Annotated in this window: 15 protein-coding genes; 12 read left to right on the top strand and 3 right to left on the bottom strand. The window is 72.0% G+C overall.

Annotation, left to right across the window (positions count from 1 at the left end; all coding sequences use genetic code 11):
• The first annotated feature begins 108 nt into the window (after positions 1–108).
• The 10 genes from ACFXBC_RS07780 (at position 109) to ACFXBC_RS07735 (ending at position 10,431) form a co-directional block, all read left to right on the top strand.
• The gene (locus tag ACFXBC_RS07780; RefSeq protein ID WP_385019847.1) at positions 109–1,251 is read left to right on the top strand and encodes an acyl-CoA dehydrogenase family protein; all 1,143 of its coding nucleotides are present in this window, start codon (positions 109–111) and stop codon (positions 1,249–1,251) included.
• A gap of 2 nt (positions 1,252–1,253) precedes the next feature.
• Positions 1,254–2,183, top strand: coding sequence for an acyl-CoA dehydrogenase family protein (locus ACFXBC_RS07775; protein ID WP_385019845.1), 930 nt, complete (start codon positions 1,254–1,256; stop codon positions 2,181–2,183).
• Positions 2,180–3,127 (top strand): acyl-CoA dehydrogenase family protein, encoded by a 948-nt coding sequence (locus tag ACFXBC_RS07770; protein ID WP_385019843.1) that lies wholly within the window; start codon positions 2,180–2,182, stop codon positions 3,125–3,127. Before ACFXBC_RS07775 ends, ACFXBC_RS07770 begins: the two co-directional genes overlap by 4 nt.
• Positions 3,124–4,002, top strand: coding sequence for an enoyl-CoA hydratase/isomerase family protein (locus ACFXBC_RS07765; protein ID WP_385019841.1), 879 nt, complete (start codon positions 3,124–3,126; stop codon positions 4,000–4,002). Before ACFXBC_RS07770 ends, ACFXBC_RS07765 begins: the two co-directional genes overlap by 4 nt.
• Before the next feature lies 1 nt (position 4,003).
• Positions 4,004–5,128, top strand: a complete 1,125-nt coding sequence (locus ACFXBC_RS07760; protein ID WP_385019839.1) for an acyl-CoA dehydrogenase family protein — start codon at positions 4,004–4,006, stop codon at positions 5,126–5,128.
• A 364-nt stretch (positions 5,129–5,492) separates the two neighbouring features.
• The gene (locus ACFXBC_RS07755; protein ID WP_385019946.1) at positions 5,493–6,929 is read left to right on the top strand and encodes an MFS transporter; all 1,437 of its coding nucleotides are present in this window, start codon (positions 5,493–5,495) and stop codon (positions 6,927–6,929) included.
• 84 nt (positions 6,930–7,013) lie between these two features.
• Positions 7,014–7,979 (top strand): universal stress protein, encoded by a 966-nt coding sequence (locus ACFXBC_RS07750; RefSeq protein WP_385019837.1) that lies wholly within the window; start codon positions 7,014–7,016, stop codon positions 7,977–7,979.
• A 9-nt stretch (positions 7,980–7,988) separates the two neighbouring features.
• Complete coding sequence (locus tag ACFXBC_RS07745) at positions 7,989–8,909, top strand: universal stress protein (RefSeq protein ID WP_385019835.1); 921 nt, start codon at positions 7,989–7,991, stop codon at positions 8,907–8,909.
• A complete protein-coding gene (locus ACFXBC_RS07740) occupies positions 8,906–9,721 on the top strand; it encodes a CBS domain-containing protein (RefSeq protein ID WP_385019833.1) in 816 nt (271 codons plus the stop codon). The genes ACFXBC_RS07745 and ACFXBC_RS07740 overlap by 4 nt, the downstream gene beginning before the upstream one ends.
• Positions 9,718–10,431 (top strand): response regulator, encoded by a 714-nt coding sequence (locus ACFXBC_RS07735; RefSeq protein ID WP_385019831.1) that lies wholly within the window; start codon positions 9,718–9,720, stop codon positions 10,429–10,431. The genes ACFXBC_RS07740 and ACFXBC_RS07735 overlap by 4 nt, the downstream gene beginning before the upstream one ends.
• Before the next feature lie 101 nt (positions 10,432–10,532).
• Here ACFXBC_RS07735 and ACFXBC_RS07730 read toward each other — a convergent pair whose 3' ends face one another.
• The 3 genes from ACFXBC_RS07730 to ACFXBC_RS07720 form a co-directional block, all read right to left on the bottom strand.
• On the bottom strand, positions 10,533–11,777 hold the full coding sequence (locus tag ACFXBC_RS07730; RefSeq protein ID WP_385019829.1) for a GAF domain-containing sensor histidine kinase: 1,245 nt from the start codon (positions 11,775–11,777) through the stop codon (positions 10,533–10,535).
• Positions 11,778–11,989: 212 nt separating this feature from the next.
• Complete coding sequence (locus ACFXBC_RS07725) at positions 11,990–12,853, bottom strand: universal stress protein (RefSeq protein ID WP_385019827.1); 864 nt, start codon at positions 12,851–12,853, stop codon at positions 11,990–11,992.
• Positions 12,850–13,527, bottom strand: a complete 678-nt coding sequence (locus ACFXBC_RS07720; RefSeq protein ID WP_385019825.1) for a CBS domain-containing protein — start codon at positions 13,525–13,527, stop codon at positions 12,850–12,852. Before ACFXBC_RS07720 ends, ACFXBC_RS07725 begins: the two co-directional genes overlap by 4 nt.
• 242 nt (positions 13,528–13,769) lie before the next feature.
• Here ACFXBC_RS07720 and ACFXBC_RS07715 point away from each other — a divergent pair, with 242 nt between their 5' ends.
• Both ACFXBC_RS07715 and ACFXBC_RS07710 read left to right on the top strand, forming a co-directional pair.
• Entirely contained in the window at positions 13,770–14,786 is a 1,017-nt protein-coding gene (locus tag ACFXBC_RS07715) for an Acg family FMN-binding oxidoreductase (protein ID WP_385019823.1), read from the top strand.
• Positions 14,787–14,889: 103 nt separating this feature from the next.
• On the top strand, positions 14,890–15,234 hold a 345-nt coding region (locus ACFXBC_RS07710; protein WP_385019821.1), incomplete at its 3' end, for a DUF1876 domain-containing protein.

Raw genomic sequence — 15,234 nt, 5'->3', positions numbered from 1 at the left:
CCAACTCAATAAAGTGTACTCTTTTGGAGAACGCCTCATGCGACAGGCGTACAAGACCAGCAGGCGCACAACACCAGCAGGCGTACGACACCACCACGGGGAGGACTGATGGAGTTCGCTTTGAGTGAGGCGGACACGGCGTTCCGGAGCGATCTCGTCGGCTTTCTGGACCGCGAACTGGCCGGGGGGTGGAACCGCTCCGAGTGGGGTCTCGGCAGCGCGGTGTACACCGACTTCTCGAAGGGCTTCGTCCGCACCCTGGCGGACAAGGGGTGGCTCACCCCGCACTGGCCCGAGGAGTACGGCGGTGGCGGCCAGGGTGCGTGGCAGCACTTCGTGCTCGGCGAGGAGATGTGGAAGCGGGGTGAGCCCCGCGGCCCCCAGTACATGAACGTGAACTGGGTCGGCCCCTCCCTCATCAAGTACGGCACGGATGAGCAGAAGAAGGAGCTCCTGCCGCCCATCGCCCGGGGCGATGTCTTCTGGTGCCAGGGCTTCTCCGAGCCGGAGGCCGGCACCGACCTCGCATCGCTGCGGACCCGCGCGGTGCGCGACGGCGAGGAGTACGTACTCAACGGCCAGAAGATCTGGACGTCGTACGCGAACGAGGCCGACTACTGCTTCCTCCTCGCCCGCACCGGTTCCGTAGCGGACGGGCGGGACGGGATCTCCGTCTTCCTGCTGCCGCTGAGAACACCGGGCGTCGAGGTCCGGCGGATCGACGGCTTCGTCGGGGACCACTCGTTCAACGAGCTGTTCCTCACCGATGCCCGGGTCCCCGTGACCGCCCTGCTGGGCGAGGAGAACAAGGGCTGGGACATCGTCCGCAGGACGCTCGCGTACGAGCGGGTCGGCGCCCCCCGCTACGCCCGTGCGGCGCTGGTGCTCGACGGGCTCGCCGACCGGTGCCGGGCGTCCGGCCTGCTCGGGGACCCCGGTGTGCAGGAGCAGTTCGGCGAGGCGAGGGCGCTCTGCGAGGCCGCCCGGATCCTCGTCTACCGCGTCATCGACGAGCGGGCCAAGGCGAAGGAGCCCTCGCCCATGGCCTATCAGGCCCGCGCGGCGATGGTCCAGGCCGAGCGCGCGGTCGGTGATCTCGCGCTCGACGTCATGGGGAGCGAGGCGCTGGCCGAAGGGTCGGCCGGTGACGCGCAGTTCCGTAACTCGCTGGGCGCCGGCATCGCCGCGGGAAGCTACGAGGTCCAGCTTAACCTGATCAGCCGCCTGATCCTGAAGCTGCCGAAGGAATAGACGTGGATTTCGAACGATCGGACACCCAACGCGCGCTCCTGGACGCCCTGGACACCCTGCTGAGCCGGCATGCCGGTACGCAGCGCTGCCGGGAGCTCGCCGCCCGCGGGGCCTACGACCACCGACTGGAGTCCGAGCTGCGCGCGGCCGGCTTCCTCGGCCTGTTCGGCGAGGCCGACGCGGGACCGCTGGAGGCCACCCTGGCCGTCGAGCGGATCAGCGCCGAGCTGGGCGCGATCACGCCGGTCCCGCATCTGCTCGTCCTGCCCGCGCTCGGGCTGCCCGCGGCCGAAGGTCCTGTCGTGCTGGCCGCCGGTCACGGCTCGGGCCCCGTACGGTACGGCGGCGAGGCCGGACAGCTCCTGACCGCGGGCGACGACCGGTGCACCGTCGCGGAGCTGAACCCCGGCGAGGCCGAGCCGGTTCCCTCGGCGTACGGCTTTCCGCTGGCCCGGGCGGTCCCGCGGGGTGCGCGAGAGCTGGGGCCCGGGACGGCACGGACCATGACCGGCTGGTGGCGCGTGGGGGTCTGCGCCGAGGCTCTCGGGATGATGCAGCAGGCGTTCGACCTGACCGTCGCGTATACGAAGGACCGCACCGTGTTCGGGCGCGCCCTCGGCTCGTTCCAGGCGTTGCAGCACCGTCTGGCCGAGGTGAGCGTGCTCATCGAAGGGGCGCGCTGGCTCACCTATGAGGCGGCCTTCCTGGGTGCCACCCCCGAGTCGTCCGCCGTCGCCGCCACGCACACCATGACCGTACTGGCGCGGCTGACCCGGGAGACCCACCAGATCACCGGTGCGGTCGGGCTGACCAGGGAGCACGACCTCCACCTCTGGACGCTCCGCCTGCAGGCGCTCAGGGCCGAGCTCGGCGGTCTGCGCGCGCACCGCCGTGCCGTGGTCACCTCGCGCTGGGGAGTCGCGGCGGCATGAGCGAATCTGTCGGCTTCACCCCGGATCAGGAAGCGCTCGCCGAGTCCGTCCGGCGCTACTGCGCGGACCGGTGCACCGATGAGGTCCAGCGCGCGGGTTCGGATTCGTTCCCCTGGCCGTTCTGGCGCGGCCTCGCCGAACTCGGCGTGCTGGCACTGGCGGAGCCCGGTGAGGAGGGCGGGGCGGGCGAGATCTCCGCCACCGCCATGGAGCTGGGACGTGCCTTCGCGCCCGGCCCCTGGACGGGGACGGTCTTCGCCGCACACGCGCTGCCGCCGGAGATCGCGTCCCACCTCGTCTCCGGTGCGCGTCTGGTGTCGTGCGGAGCCCCGCCGCTGATGCCCTGGGCGACCCTCGCCGAGATCTTCGTCGAGACGGACGGCGAGCGGTCCTGGCTGGCGCGTCCCGCCGGTGAGGTGAGCCCGGTGGAGACCCTGGGCAACGAGCCATGGGGGCGGGTGCGGCTGGAGCACGTACTCCCGCTGGAGCGTGTCCGGGCGGCAACGGACCTCTCGGGCCTGGCACTTGCCGGATATCTGTGGGGCGCGGGCAGGCGTCTGCTGGACGCGGCGGTCGAGCACGCGGGCACCCGGGTGCAGTTCGGCCGTACCCTCGGCAGCTTTCAGGCCGTCGCCCATCCGATCGCCGAAGCGGGCCTCGGGCTGGAGGCCGCCGACAAGCTGATCAAGGTGGCAGCGCAGGCGATCGACCGAGGACACCCGCAGGCGTCCGGTCTCGCCGCCGCCGCGCGGCTGTCCGCCTCGCGGGCCGCCATGGACGCGGCCTTCGTCTCCCATCAGACGCACGGCGCCATGGGTTACTCGGTGGAGGGGCCGGTCGGCCACATCGCGCAGCGCATCAGGCAGCTCTCCCTGCTGCCGTCGCACGCGGACCGGACCGGCGAGAAGGTACTGGCGATGTATTCGGAGAGTGGTCGGGAATGACGCAGGACCAGCAGGGCAAACAGGACCAGCAGGACCAGCCGGACCAGCAGGCCGAACAGAGCACCGCAGCCGCCGGAGAGCCGGAGGTGCTCTTCGAGAAGCGCGACCACATCGCGTACATCACGCTCAACCGGCCGCACAAGGGGAACTCCCTGACCGGCGCGATGATGCCGCAGATGAAGGCCGTATGGGGCGAGGTGCGGGACGACCCATGGATCCGGGCGGCGATCGTCACCGGCGCCGGGAACCGGCATCTGTGCACGGGCGCGGATGTGAACGCGGTGGCCGACCGGGGCGGTATGAGCACCGGCACCGGCCCGCTGACCGACGAGGTCTTCTGGTCGCCGAAGCAGAACCGGGTGTGGAAGCCGGTCATCTGCGCGGTCAACGGCCTGGCCGCCGGGGCCGGGCTGCACTTCGTGGTCGACGCCGACATCGTGGTCGCGTCCGAGCAGGCCAGTTTCATGGACACCCATGTCAATGTCGGCCTGGTGGGGGCGATGGAGAACATCGGTCTCGCCAAACGCCTGCCGCTGGGCTCCGCGCTGCGGATGACCCTGATGGGCAAGGGGTACCGGATGCCCGCGGCGCGCGCCTACCAGCTGGGTCTGGTGGACGAACTGGTCGCTCCCGAACGGCTCATGGAGACGGCGGACGAGATGGCCCGGTGCATCGCCAAGAACTCCCCGGCCGCGGTTTCGCTGTCCCAGCAGGCGATCTGGGGGTCGCTGAACATGGGATACGCGCAGGCCTGTGAGTACGGCTGGGCGCTGCTGCGGATGCACTGGGCCCACCCCGACGCGAAGGAGGGGCCCCGGGCCTTCGCCGAGGGGCGCGAACCGAAGTGGACCACCGCGGCCGGCAGGGAAGACTGACATGGACGTCGGATTCACCCCCGAGGAGGAGGCGTTCCGCCGCGAAGTACTCGGCTTCCTGGCCGGGCACCAGGGGGTGGACGGCTACTTCCACCGCGGCGAGAACACCGCGGACGGCGTCCGGAAGGTCTACCGGGCGCTCGGGGAGCGCGGCTGGCTCTCGCTGTCCTGGCCCAAGGAGTTCGGCGGTGAAGGGCTTTCACCCGCCTACGAGTTCATCCTGTGGGACGAGATGGCCTACGCACGGGTCGCCAGGCCGCCGATGGGTCCCGGCCTGGTCGCCAAGGCCCTGATGACCCACGGGACGGCCGAGCAGTGCGAACGCCTCCTGCCCGAACTCCGTTCCGGGCGGCTCAACTTCGCGCTGGGCTACTCCGAGCCGGACGCCGGATCGGATCTGGCGGCGGTACGGACCAGGGCGGCGCGGACCGGTGACTCGTACGAGATCGACGGCGCGAAGTGCTGGACGTCCAACGCCCACTGGGCCGACTGCATCTGGCTGCTCTGCCGGACCGGTGGACCGGACAGCAGGTCGCGCGGGCTCAGCGTCCTGATCGTTCCACTGGACCACCCCGGCGTCACCGTCTCGCCGATCCCCACCCACGACGGCGGGCGTCTGAACGAGGTCCGCTTCGACGGAGTACGGGTCCCGGCGGAGAACCGGGTCGGCGAGGAGAACGGCGGCTGGCAGGTCGTCGCCTCCGCGCTCGCGGTCGAACGGCATGTCCAGTTCCCGCCCAAGCGGCTCCGGCGCGACCTCCAGGACCTGATCGCCTGGACGGAGAAGACGGGCCTGGGCCACGATCCCGTCGTCCGGCGGCGACTGTCGGACCTCGCCGTGAAGGTGGCCGAGGTCGAGGCGCTGGGGCTGGCGCTGCTCGGCGACATCATCAGCGGCGAGCCGTCGGCGGTCCCCGCGGCGTACCACAAACTGGCCGGCACCCTGCTCACACAGGACATCGCCCGGTCGGCCATGGAGTTCGGATCGAGCGAGGCGCTGGTCAAGGAGACCGACGTCGAGTTCATGTGGCGCCAGGCGATCCTGGAGACCATCGGCGGCGGGACATCGGAAATGATGCGCGGGCTCATCGCGCGCCAGGCGTTCGGCCTCGAAAGCAAGGGCTGAGGCACCGGCCGTCGGTCACCGGGGCGGGGAAGCCCGGCCACCGCCAGGTTCCCTGCCACCACCACATTCCCTGCCGCCACCACAACCTCTGCCAACCGCTGCCGCCACCACGTTTCTGCCACCACCAGAATCCCTGCCGCCACCACGGAAAGCAGCCTTCGCACCGCACGAACCCCAACACCCCGCACGCTCAAGGGAGTCAGTCATGCCCGCTGCACCCTCCGCGTCGTCCCCGGAAACCCCGTCCAACCCATCCAGCCCGACCAGCCCGTCCACCCCGCCCACCCCGTCGCCCCCGGAAAACCCCGGGAGACCCCGCGGGTCCGGTACCGGAAGACCACCCACGGCACCGGACCCCGCCCTGCTGCGCAAGGTGGCGCTGTCGAGCCTGCTCGGCACCGTCATCGAGTACTACGACTTCCTGCTCTACGGCACGATGGCCGCCCTGGTCTTCGGCCCGCTGTTCTTCCCGGACTCCAACTCCACGGTCGGCACGATCGCCGCGTTCGGAACCCTGGCCGCCGGCTATGTCGCGCGCCCCGTCGGCGGCGCCGTCTTCGGGCACTTCGGAGACCGGCTCGGACGCAAGACCGTACTCATCGTGACGATGCTCCTGATGGGCGCGGCGAGCTGTCTGATCGGGCTGCTCCCCACGTACGCGACCATCGGCGTCGCAGCACCCGTGCTGCTGATCCTGTTCCGCATCGTCCAGGGCATCGCCATCGGCGGTGAGTGGGGCGGCGCCACGCTGATGGTGGTCGAGCACGCCGACGCACGCCGACGCGGCCTGTGGAACGGCGTGATGCAGATGGGTTCGCCGATCGGTTTCCTCCTGTCCAGCCTCGTGGTCACGGCGATCACGCTCCTCCCCCACGACCGGTTCCTGGCCTGGGGCTGGCGTATCCCGTTCCTCTTCAGCGCGGTGCTGCTCGGCGTCGGTCTGTACGTACGCCTCAGCATCACGGAGAGCCCGCTGTTCCAGCAGGCGGCAGCGGCCCGCGACCAGCAGGACGCGGAGCGGCCACCCCGTATCCCCCTGGCCCGGGTGCTGCGCGCGCCGCGCGTCCTGGTCCTCGCCTGCGCGATCGGCATCGGCCCCTTCGCCCTGACGGCCCTGATCGGCACCTTCATGCTCACGTACGCCAAGGCCGTCGGGTACGAGACGTCCGACGTGATGACCGGCCTCACGGCCACCGCGCTCACCGGGCTGGTGGCGATCCCGTGCTTCTCCGCGCTGTCGGACCGCCTCGGCCGCCGGGCGGTCTCCCTGGCGGGCGCCGCGGGTATCGTCCTGCTCGCCTTCCCGGTCTACGCCCTGATCAACACCGGCTCCGTCCCGCTGCTGATCCTCGGCATGGTGGTCGGCCAGGTGGTGCAGAACGCGATGTACGCACCGCTGGGCCCGCTGCTCTCCGAGATGTTCGGCACCCAGGTGCGCTACACCGGAGCCTCCCTGGGCTACCAGCTGGCCGCCCTCATCGGCGGCGGCTTCACCCCGCTCTTCGCGAGCAGCCGCCTCTCGGCCTCGGGCGACATCTCCAGCACTCCGCTGGCCGTGCTGGCCATCGTCTGCGGCCTGATCACCGCTCTCGCCCTCTGGCGCACCGCGGAGACCCGGGGCCGTGATCTGTCGGAGGTCCCGGACCCGGCCGCCGCCGCCCCGCGGAACCGGCGCCGCGCCGGAAGGCCGTCCGGGGGCCCCGGCGGGAGCGGACGGTCCGGACGTAACGAACAGAACGTACAAACCGGGTTGACCAGATGGACCGGACGGACCGGCCCTCTGGAGGAACCACCTCGGTAGACCGGGCCCGGTCGCGGGCCGGCCGGGCCGGCCGGGCCGGTCGGCCCACGGTTCCGCCCTGACCGGCCCTACCCGGGTGCGGCGATGCCCGGAAGGGTGGGAGGCACCAGGAGCCGCAAGCTGGCGGAGGTGACGGTCATGGGCGTGGTCACTCTCGGATACGACGGCTCTCCGGAGAGCGAAGCCGCCGCCGACTGGGCAGCGGAGAAGGCCGTACGGGAGGACAAGGCCCTGCGGGTCCGCTACGCGTGGGAGTGGTCGCCCTACTCCCTCGTCCTCATGGACGCGGAGACGGAACAGCGGTGGGTGGAGAACCTCGCCCGGCAGGAGGCATCCCGGCTCGCGAAGCGCTACCGGGGTCTCCGGGTGACGGGGGAGCATGTCGCCGGCCCCCCGGCGGAAGCTCTCATCGCCCACTGCCGGGACAGCGAGATGGTGGTGCTCGGGTCGAGGGCCCTCAGCAGTGCGCATGGATTCCTGGTGGGGTCCGTGGCCCAGTCCATGGCCGCGCGCAGCGACCGCCCGGTGGCACTCATCAGGGTGCCGACCGCCCCCTCCACTGAGACGGGTCCCCCGTCGGCGCCGCTCGCCGGGCGGCGCGAAGTGGCTGTCGGCGTCGACCACTCGGCCGACATCGGCGGCCTGCTGGCCGTCGCCTTCGATGAGGCCGCCCAGCGGGGGCTGGCACTGCACGCCGTGCACTGCTGGAGACCGCACGGGATCGCCGCCGTGGACAGCGGGCTCCTGAGCGACGCACGCAAGTCGGAGCTGATCCGCGAGGAGGAGACACGGCTCGACGGCATCATCCGGCCGTGGGCCGAGAAGTTCCCCGGGGTGGAGGTGGTCGGCGATGTCCATCTCGGCCGCCCCGCCGAGTACCTGGTGCACGTCTCCCATCAGGCCGCACTGATCGTGGTGGGCCGCCGCGAGAACCGGCACGAGCTGGCCGGGCCGCGGATGGGGCATGTGACGCACGCGGTCATGCACCATGCGCAGGCTCCGGTCGTCGTGGTGCCCGAGCGACCGGAAGGCGACGGGTGGGTGCGGTAGGTGAGGACGATGGACGGGCCGGTGATCGTCGGGGCCGATGGTTCGGCCGAAGCCCTGAACGCGGTGGAGTGGGCGGCGCTCGAAGCGGACCGCTGGGCGCGCCCCCTGCGGATCGCGCACGCCTTGCGGCATGCACATGTGGGCGGGGTCCGGACGGCCGGATGGCTGCCCCCGGGACCGGTCGGCGATGCCCGGCGGATCGTCGCGCAGGCCGAGGAGCGGGCACGGGAAGTCTGCCCGGGGCTCACCGTCCAGGCGGGGGTCTTCGACGAGGCCCCTGTGGAGTACCTGGTCTCGGCGAGCCGGACCGCCGGTCTCGTCGTCGTCGGCAGCCGGGGCCACGGCGCGACGGCCGGGCTCCTGCTCGGGTCGGTCAGCGGAGCCGTGGCCGCCCGTACGAAGTGCCCCGTCGCGGTGGTCCGATGGCACCCGGGGGACGAACAGGGCTGGGTCGTGGCGGGGTTGGGGCGCGGGTCCGCATCCTCCGGCGGGTCCGCGTCCTCCAGCGGTTCCGCGTCCTCCGATGTGCTGGACCACGCCTTCGCCGAGGCGCGCCGACGCGGCCGGGGGGTGGCGGTGGTGCATGCGTGGATCTGCCCGCGGAACGAGAGCGCCACGGCCCACACCGGACAGTACGACGAGGCGCGCGACGCCCGCCGCCACCAGGCTCAGCAGTGGCTCGACGAGGCGGTCGCCGGGGCCGTCGCGCGGCACCGGGACGTCCCGGTGCGCAGTCCGGCAGTGGAGGGGCCGGGCGGCGATGTCCTCGTCGAGGCCGGCCGGGAGGCGGGACTGCTGGTGATCGGTGGCCACTCCCGGCACGGGGAGCCCGTCGGCGGGCTGGGACACATCGGCCACCGGGTGCTCCACCGCGCAGACTGCACGGTCGTACTCGTTCCGCCGGTGAGCCGGCCGGAAGGCGCGCCATGAGATTCCGTATGGCCGGCGATGTGATGACGGGCGATGTCGTCAGCGTCGGGTACGCGACCCCGGTCGGCGATGCGGTCCGGTCGCTCGTGGAGCACGGGATCGGCGGACTGCCGGTGGTGGACGAGGACGACCGGGTGGTCGGGGTCGTCTCGCGCAACGACCTGACGCCGTACCGCACCGGGCCGGGGGGCCTGGGGCCGCGCGACCCGGTGACGCCGCCGGGGCGGCACACCGCCCGGGACACCACCCGGGACACCGCCCGAGACCCCACCGGAGAGCTGCCGGCCGGGCTGCGGACCGCCGGAGACCTGCGGCGCACCGCCGGAGAGCTGATGTCCACTCCTGCGGTCACCGTCCGCGCCATCGACACCGTCGCTCTGACCGCTCGCACCCTGGCCACCGGGGGTATCGGCCGGCTCCCCGTGGTGGACGAGGAGGCCCGGCTCATCGGCATGATCACCCGGCGCGATCTGCTGCGGGTCCTGGTCCGCCCCGACTCCGACATCCGGGACGAGATCCTCGACGACGTCATGGCCCGCACCCTCCTCCTCAACCGGGCCGCGCCCCTCGTCTCGGTCCGGGACGGCGTGGTGACACTCGCCGGCCACCTCGAACAGGACAGGGACAGGTCCGTCGCGGTACGGATGGCAGCGCAGGTCGACGGAGTGGTGGCGGTGGTGGACCACCTCACCGGCCGGGGCGCACAGCGCGCGGCGCGCCCGGCGCTGGCCCGCCCGGCCGGCCGGGGCGAGTATGGAGGGGGAGGTCGCTGGTCCGGTCGCTGTCCGAGGAGCGTCCAAGGAGAGACATGAGCAACGTACGGCGGTTCTCACCGCAGAACCCGATCCGGGTCTTTCTCCTCGACGATCACGAGGTCGTCCGGCGCGGGCTCAGCGATCTGCTCGACGCGGAGCCCGATATCGACGTCGTGGGCGACGCGGCCACCGTCGACCACACGCTCGCCCGGGGCCCGGCGCTGCGTCCGGACGTCGCTGTGCTCGACGTACGGCTGCCGGACGGCGACGGGATCACGGTCTGCCGGGAGCTGCGTTCGCACATGCCCGAGCTGGCGTGTCTGATGCTCACCTCGTTCGACGACGACGAGGCGCTGCTCGACGCGATCATGGCCGGGGCCGCCGGTTACGTACTGAAGGACATCAAGGGCACGGACCTCGTCGCGGCCGTGCGGACGGTGGCGTCGGGGCAGTCCATGCTCGACCCGGCGACGACGACCCGGCTGATGAGCAGCCTCCGCGGTGAACAGGACGAGACGGGTCCCGAAGCGGACGCGGTGTCCCAACTGTCGCCCAGGGAGAGGGAGATCCTCGTCCTGATCGGGGAAGGGCTCACCAATCAGGAGATCGGCAAGCGCCTGTATCTGTCGGAGAAGACCGTCAAGAACCACATCTCGCGTCTGCTGGCCAAACTCGGTGTCGCGCGGCGCGTGCAGGCAGCCGTGCTCGCCACCCAGGCCGCCTCAGCCGCCTCACACCCTGCCGACACCGAACGCGGCCACCCCTGACCCCTCGCGACCGACCCTTCGCGACCGACCTTTCGCGGCTTACCTTTCGCGGCCGGCCCTTCGAGTCGAGACTGCCCCCTCGCGCGCCGCTCGACGCGGCCTCAGCCGTGGATGAGCGGTACGGTCCACACGAGCCGGGTGCCGCCGCGCTCGGGTGATTCCAGGGTCATCCGGCCACCCAGGTCCTCCGCTCTCCGGGCGAGGTTGTCGAGCCCGCTGCGGGGGCTCCCCGGTGCGATCCCGGTGCCGTCGTCGGAGACGGTCAGGGTCAGCCGGTCACCCCGGACCACGAGAGAGATCTCCGCGGCGCCGGCCCGCGCGTGCCGGGCGACATTGCTCAGCGCCTCGCCCACGACAGCGATGACCTGCTCCCCGGGCCCGGCCGGTACATCGGTGTCGATGGGCCCCTCCATCCGTACCGCGGGCGTGAACCCCAGGGCCCGTGCGGCCTGTTCGACCACGGTCATCAGCCGCGCCCGCAGCCCCTGACGGGTGCGTTCCGTCACCGGGGCCCGGAGTCCGAAGATCGTCGAACGGATGATCCTGATCGTCTCGTCCAGGTCGTCCACGGCCCGCAGCAGCCGCTCACGTGCCTCCGGATGGTCGACGAACCGTACGGCGCTCTGCAGGGTCATCCCCGTGGCGAAAAGCCGCTGGATGGCAAGGTCGTGCAGGTCACGAGCGATACGGTCCCGGTCCTCCAGCAGAGCGATCTGTTCGGCGGAGCGCCGCCGCTCGGCCAGCTCCATGGCGAGCGCGGCCTGACCGGCGAAGGCCAGGAGAGGGGCCGTCCCGGATTCGGTGAAGGGTTCGCGTCCACAGCTGCGCGCCAGCAGCAGCACGCCTCGTACCGTGTCGCCGCCGATCAGCGGCACCGCGACGGCGGACTCCAGCCCGTCCCATCCGGGGGGCCCGGCGGTGATGCGCGGGTCCCGCGCCACATCCACGCTGATGATCGGTTCCCCGGCCTGGAGCGCGGCGCCGACGAAGGAGCCCTCACGGGGCAGCACCAGCCCGTCGTGCAGACCGGCGTCCACGCCCGATGCCAGCGCCACCCGCAGGGTCTCGCCGCTGTCGGCCGGCAGCGCCAGCGCGCCCAGATCGGCCGAGAGGATGCTGCGCGCGCGGTCGACCACCAGGCTCAGGACCTCGTCCTCGCCTGCCCCCGAGAGCAGTCCGGCGATGATCTCCGCGTTGGCCTCCAGCCAGCGCTGCCGCTCGCGGGACATCTCGTACATGCGCGCGTTCTCGTTGGCCGTCCCGGCCGCCATGGCGAGCGTCCGCAGTACGGTCTCGTCCCTGTCGTCGGACTCCGCGCCGTGCGCCGGTCCGCCGTCCTCGGTCACCGTCTCCTCCGCCGGGCCTGCCGGGCATCGCCCTCTCTCCCACCGTAGCGGCCAACGGCGTACGGGCATCTCGTGGCCGGACGGGCGGGGTCAGCCCGTACGGGCATCTCACGGCCGGAGACAGGCAGGGGCAGTCGTACGGGCGTCTCCCGGCCGGAGACAGGCAGGGGCAGCCGTACTGGCGTCTCCCGGCCGGACGGTCAGAAACAGGGTCAGCCGTGGGGGACGACGGCCACCGGACACGGAGCGTGGTGCACGGCCGAGGACACCACATGGCTGAGACGGGGGGCGAACGGCCGATGCTTCTCGCGGCGGCCGACGACGAGCAGCCCCGTGGCGGCGACATCGCTCACGACGGCGCGCGCCGGGCTCTCCGTACGCACCCGCTCCACGACCGGCACGTCCGGGAACCGGTCGCGCAACGGGCTCAGCGCCCCGGTGAGATCCCGCTCTGCCTCGCGGGTCAGCTCATGGGTGAGGAACGGGTCGGGTCCGGCCCGGTTGTAGGCCGACGGAGGCAGACTCCTGCCGTGCACCACCCGCAGGGTGGCGTCCCGTCGCGCCGCCGCGGCGAAGGCGTACTCGACGAGCTCGTCGCACGGACGGCGCAGGCTCAGCCCCAGCACCACGTCGCCGTCCTCGGCGATCGGGGCCTCGTCCTCCCTGGCCCGGACCAGGACGGTCGGAACCGTGGCCCGCGCGAGGACGTGCATACCGATGTCGCCGAGGAAATACCCGGACAGTGAAGTCAGTGCGCGTGAACCGAGTACCAGCGTCCGCGACTCCCCGGCCGCCTCCAGCAGGGCGTCCACCGGCGCCTTGGCGACCAGGTCCTCGTAGACCGGCAGGTCGGGGAAGCGCTCCTCGATGGTGTCCGCTGCGTCGGACACGATCCGTTTGGCCCAGTAGTTGCGGTCCTCCTCGGGCCGCTGCCCGGCGGTTTCCGCCGCAAGAAGCACCCAGGCGTGCAGCAGCCGCAGCGTCGCACCGCGCGCCGCTGCCTCCTGAGCGGCCCACAGCGCGGCGGACAGCGATTCGGGGGTGCCGTCAAGACCCACGGTGACGACCGGTTTCATGACATCGCTCCGTTTCCGGTACGGACGGATTCCGTCCGTTGCCCCAGCCGCTCGGAGACCGAGACCACCCCGTCCACGCTGGTGCACAGCCGTATCAGCACCGGGACCAGACCGCTGTCGTCGACCGTGCCGCGCAGCAGGACCTGTCCCTCGTCGACCTCGACGGTGACGTCGGACGGCGCGAGACCCAGTGTCGAGGTGAGGATGTCGTGCTCGATCTCCTCCCGGATGGCACGGTCCCACCGCAGAAAGACCCGGAGCAGGTCGGTGCGGCTGACGATGCCCAGCAGGGTGTCCGTCTCGTCGACCACGGGCAGCCGCTTGACGCTGTGCACGGCCATCAGCCGGGCGGCCTCCACCACCGTCCACTCCGGATGGGCGCACACCGCCGGAGCGGACATGATCTCTTGCGCGTCGTGCCCCTCGGCCCTGGCACGCTCCCACGCCTCCAGGTGCGGCAGTGGCGTCCTGCCGGACAGGTCGGAGCGGCCGGCCGCCTTGCGCAGCAGATCCGCCTCCGAGACGATCCCGACCGGACGGCCCGCGCCGTCCAGCACCGGCACCGCGCTGACATCGTGTTCCGCGAGCGTCCGGGCGATCTCCTTGAACGGGGTGTCGATCCGTACGCTGACCACATCGCGGCTCATGAGTTCACTGATCCTGCGGTGGTCCATGTCCTCGCTCCTTCCACACCTCTTCCACCGCGACCGCCGTTCCGCGGCCACTTCTCCAGGGTGCGCGCCCCCTTCCGTACGGCGGCAGATGCCACCCGGTCCCTCCCGGGCGGCCGGGAAGACCCGCGGTGGCGGACCCGAATGGGCCGGGAGACTCATGGCAGGGCCCTACCGGCCCCTGCCGTCCGCCACTGCCTTCGGCGACGCTGGTGGGAGAGACCGACCTGCCCTTGGAGATTCCGGTGTCCGCACACACGCCGGACGAGGTGGCCGCGGCCCACCTCGTCCTGGACGCGACGGCCGCGCCGTCCATGCACAACGCCCAGCCCTGGCGCTTCCGCTACGCACCAAGCACCGGCACCTTCAGCCTCTTCGCCGATACGGCACGCGCCATGCCGCACGCCGATCCCACCACCCGCGGACTGCACATCGGCTGCGGCGCGGCCCTGTTCAACCTCCGGGTGGCCGCTGCCCACCTCGGCCTGCGGCCGGTGATCCGGCTGCTTCCCGACCCGGCAGTCCCGGAACTTCTGGCGACCGTACGACTCGGCGTTCCCGCCGACGTGGTCGGCGGGACCGCCGACCCTGCCGACACGGCCGACGATCTCGCTCTGCTGTACCCGGCGATCCACGAGCGTCGTACGAGCCGGGACCCCTTCAGCGACCGGCGTGTACCGGAAGAGGTCCGGCAGGCGCTCGGCGCGGCAGCTCACCGGGAGGGCGCGACCCTGGCCGTCCCGACCGGGCCCCATCTGCAGACGGTGCTCAACCTGATCAATTCCGCCGAGGGGTACGACCACATGGACCCGGCCAGGGAGGCCGAGACGGAACGGTGGGCCCGGAGCACCACCGATGAGGCGGCCGTCGACGGCGTACCGCAGTACGCCTTCGGGCCGCTGAAGCGGGGCGGATCGGCTCCCGCACGGGACTTCGCCGGCCGCGCGCGGGTGGCGGGCCGGCCACGGGCGGACTTCGAGGACCGGCCCCAGCTGGCACTGCTGAGCACCGCACGGGACGAGCCCGCCGACTGGCTGCGCGCGGGCCAGGCCCTGGAACGCGTCCTGCTCGTCGCCACGCTGCACGGGCTGAGCACGTCCTTCGCCACCCAGGCCCTCGAATGGCCCGAGCTGCGCTGGGTGCTGCGCGACCCGCTCTCGGGCACCGGGCAGGCCCAGATGGTGGTGCGGCTGGGGTACGGCCCACCGGGGCCGGGAACACCGCGCCGCCCCGTCGCGCACGTCCTGGTGGTCGAGGATTGACGAGGACTGACGTCGAGGACTGGCGAGGACTGACGAGGACTGACGGCCGGGATCACCTCCGAGCATCCGCACGGCCGGGGACCACACTCCGAAGGGAGCGATCATGAAAGCCAGGCAGTGGACCGCGCAGATATCTCTCACCGAGGATGGCGACGAGACCCGGGCTCGCGCGGTCCTGACCACTCAGGACTCGTGGCGCGACAACACGGCACACGTGGTGGGCCGAGGCGTCGCACACCGGAACCCGGTCGACCGGCCGGTCCCCGAGATCGGGGACGAACTGGCCGCGGGCCGCGCCCTGGAGGACCTCGCGGAACGTCTCCACGATGTCGCGTCGGACGACATCGTGGACCTCACCGGACCGGTGGGCGGGCGGGGGTTGCGGGGGCGGGCCGGGGGGGCGGGGGGGGTCACGCGCCGTGCGGCGCGCGGGGTGAGGGCGCCCCCG

Source organism: Streptomyces sp. NPDC059398 (assembly GCF_042751845.1).
In the GTDB taxonomy this organism is placed as follows: domain Bacteria; phylum Actinomycetota; class Actinomycetes; order Streptomycetales; family Streptomycetaceae; genus Streptomyces.
The sequence above is the reverse complement of the archived record's forward strand: the minus strand, read 5'-3'. Positions and strand labels throughout refer to the sequence as shown.